Annotated in this window: 3 protein-coding genes and 1 pseudogene; all 4 read right to left on the bottom strand. The window is 52.3% G+C overall.

Features of this window, described 5'->3' with window-relative positions:
- Positions 1–144: 144 nt before the first annotated feature.
- Positions 145–558 carry a hypothetical protein gene (locus CSR02_RS17045; protein ID WP_231862538.1) on the bottom strand — a complete coding sequence of 138 codons (414 nt, stop codon included), beginning with the start codon at positions 556–558 and terminating at the stop codon, positions 145–147.
- Positions 559–759: 201 nt separating this feature from the next.
- A pseudogene (locus CSR02_RS17040) lies at positions 760–1,146 on the bottom strand (TniQ family protein); the annotation flags it as partial.
- Positions 1,139–2,062, bottom strand: coding sequence for a TniB family NTP-binding protein (locus tag CSR02_RS12000; RefSeq protein WP_020936725.1), 924 nt, complete (start codon positions 2,060–2,062; stop codon positions 1,139–1,141). The pseudogene CSR02_RS17040 and the gene CSR02_RS12000, both read right to left, overlap by 8 nt.
- A 2-nt stretch (positions 2,063–2,064) precedes the next feature.
- On the bottom strand, positions 2,065–3,322 hold a 1,258-nt coding region (locus CSR02_RS11995), incomplete at its 5' end, for a Mu transposase C-terminal domain-containing protein (RefSeq protein ID WP_099541788.1).

The following is a 3,322-nucleotide window of genomic DNA, read 5'->3' as shown; positions in this document are numbered from 1 at the left end:
TAATTCCACTTATCGCATGTAGATGGGCTCCCGGAAAAAGGGAGGTTTGTTGTCGAAATTCCTTAATTAGGTGAATCCCGGCTTCCACGCCGCCAAACCACACCAAAAGTAACCTTAATTAGGTGAAAAAATTCCTTAATTAAGTTACAAGCCAAACGGTGCAGTGACGATCTGTCGGCCCCATGATCTTACTTTCGGATGCAGCCACATCACATAGCTCTCCGGCGTAAGTAGTTCGCAGGCAATCTGACATCCTGAAGGATCCCAGAAAATGCGTTCTTCAAGAAACTGGTGGTCGGACAATATTACCGAAGCAAGCACGATAATGCTGGCTGCCAGAGAAACTGGCAGCATGGCCGGTGTATAACGGAACGAGGCTTTCCAGTCCGGCTGCTCCAGCATCCAGCAAAGCGGCGGTTGAGGTTTTGGAAGATGATTGATCGTGATCAGTATCATCAGCGTAAGTTCTTCAACAATTGTCGTCAGACAGCGTTCTCTGCTGACACCACGCCATTGTGCGCGAAGTGTCTGCCCAACAAGGCTGCGACTGAGATCCATGCTCAGAGCTTTCACGCACCGTAACATTGTTCTGTCTGCTGTCAGACCCCAAGGAAGCTGATCATCTGGTGCTCTTCCCCACAAACTAATTTTGTCACCTTTGACAGCGCACAGCGGCTGCATCCGTCCTTTGTCACTGAGAAAAAGACACCCCTTATCTATCTTGTTGCATCGTGGACAGACCTCTTCCAGAAGTCGTCGATGATGCTCGCAGAACACAGTCGCCCCTGTTCGCCACACCCGCCGCTCCCAGGGCTCATCTCCCTTTAGCAGATCTTCCCGTACACACTGCCGACACCATACGGGATGATCTCGAACCCATAGACGTGCTTGTGGCCTAGCACATCGCATCGTCTTGATTGAGCGATGAGATAGACCTGTCATGTCTACAAGGGCACGATCCGCCTGGTTCAGCAGATAACAGTCCAGTTCCCTTGCCCCTCGGAGAGGATATCCGGCATGAACAGCAAGGTGATCGGCACGGAGATCGTAGCGGGCAGCCAGTCTGGCTAGCCACGAGGAAAACACTTCTGCTCTGTGTGGAAACGGAATGATTGGGAGGGATGACGGTGTTCCCTCTTTAGCCAAGGCGAGATTTCCTTCGATGTCCCGCCATCAACACAGGTGCTTCAATACCGTCCCAAACTTCTGCGTGCTCGAAAGCCTGATAATCCAGACGTTCTGCTCCAGAACGAATAGCCATGATGGCGGCACGTTCAATCGCCTTGCATGTGCCGAGAGTAATACCTCCTGTGCGCCCGATCAGCATCTTCATTAACCGTCGGGAGTCGACAGGCGACGGTTCTCGTAACGGCAGGCTCCATACCAACCTTGTCACGAAATGACTGAAGTCCTCACCATTTTCCCATGCAGGAAGTTCCAAATTCATAAAACGGTTTCGTAATTGATCATCAGAAAGCAAAGCGTGCCGGGTTTCCGGTACACCAATCCCCACCAGAGCAACCCGTAACTCGTTCGACAGCCAGCGCAGCAATTGCAGAAACAATCGTTGCTGACGGGCCGTACCCGCTAAAACAGAATTCATCTCGTCAATAACAATGACTTTAGCCTGCACTTCGGCCAACACACGCAGAACCGTTGACTCGCGTGGGGCTGTTCTCTCGAAGCTGTCGATTGTGGGAACGCCGATTGCTTTGAGCAACTGTGCAAAAAAGCGAGGTCCTGTTGGGTCATGTGGCATTAGCATGACGACTATGGGATGTAGGCGGCATGTCCCGCTATTCCCAACTCTGACAGTGTGGGTACGTTCGAACTTCCGGACAAGCGTCGTTTTCCCCATGCCACTATGGCCGATCAGAAGCATATTTTCCATACGCTCTGATCGTGGTTGGGCGTAAATCTCATTGAGGCGCCTCATTACGCGGTCAGCATGGGGGTAATCCACCCAACGCTTGGCGCGGATATGGCGGATCCTCTCTTCGCTCCCCAATGCAGCAAGTGGTCTTACGTCTTCTGGAAGATGCAACCATTCTGCAGGGCACATGATTACCAGATCTCCACACCGCTATGAGCGCCTGGTGGCGGCATCGGGATACGGTCTGCATCCTCTTCTGTTGCCCCAGCAGGAAATGGTTCTGGTGCACTGCCAGCATGTCTGTGGGCCACTTCACGACGAACGACACTCCTGCGTGCCTCACGGCTCTGACCGCGCGCTTCCTCAAGAATAGCGCGTTGTTCCCGAATGGCGGTAAAAATTGAGGTTTCATCTACACTGCGACGCCCCTCATCTTTCAGACGGCGAACCGCCGTACGATGTTCCCACAGAGTAATAGGTTCGCGACGTAAATCTGCGTATGGAACTCTGACATGGTCGCCATCAGGCAGTTCGACATAAACAGAGGAAAGATTACGGGGATCGTATTTCACTCGCAAACGCGTATCGGGACGCCCAAGCAGATGTGCAAGGCCTCCATCTTGGTATTGGATATTGAATAACCGAACACCATCGCGTCGTATCACCCGTGTTTCATAGGGAAGAAAATCAAGAAGAAAGGCCTGGGCATCCAAAGGATATCGGGAAGCAGCTGTTTCGATGCTCGACGTCCATTTTGCTATAGGAGGCTGGCCAAGACCACGATGAATTTCATTATGATACGGACCAAGCACTTCCAGCGCCAATATGCGTTCAAACTCTCGAAATGACAGGCATGCACGTTCTTCGGAGCGATAATCCCCTCTCTCCACAACATTCGAAAATGTGGTGCCTGGTAATGCCTGAATGCGGTGCATCAGCGTGCCCATCAAACGTTCTATGTGTCCACCATAACGTGGAGTGGCGGGCGGTCTATAAGCAATCTGAATGCCGTGTTGCTCACAACCACGCTCGAACGCACGGCTATGGAACTCCGCTCCATTATCGACATGAACACAGCGAGGGAGCCCACACGTTGGCCAGCTGTTTTCGATTAGGCGCTCCGCACGCCAGGAATCTTTGGGGAGAACCGCCTGTGTAAGGGCAAGCGCGACTGAAGTGGTGCTGGGAGCTTCAAGAGACAGAAGGAACCCGAGAACCATACGCGTGTGAATATCCATCACCAACGTCAACCAAGGCCTACCGATGCTCGCACGAGTAACATCGTCAACCAGCATCAGGTCAACTTTGGTGTGGTCAATCTGCACGATCTCCAGCGGCCTATCTGCTTCGAGACTTCCCTGAATCTGGTGGAACGCAGCTTCAGTCGCCGCTTTTCCTTCGCGTTTCCTGATAAGTGTTTTTGAATTGCAAGCCGCAACGCGTGATCGA

This window comes from Acetobacter pomorum, assembly GCF_002738225.1.
Classification (GTDB): domain Bacteria; phylum Pseudomonadota; class Alphaproteobacteria; order Acetobacterales; family Acetobacteraceae; genus Acetobacter; species Acetobacter pomorum.
This window is presented reverse-complemented; position numbering and strand designations above follow the sequence as displayed.

What these genes read in the sequence shown, in the direction of transcription:
- CSR02_RS12000 (WP_020936725.1), bottom strand. Translation starts at nt 2,062, where the DNA reads ATGTGCCCTGCAGAATGGTTGCATCTTCCAGAAGACGTAAGACCACTT.
- CSR02_RS17045 (WP_231862538.1), bottom strand. Translation starts at nt 558, where the DNA reads ATGGATCTCAGTCGCAGCCTTGTTGGGCAGACACTTCGCGCACAATGG.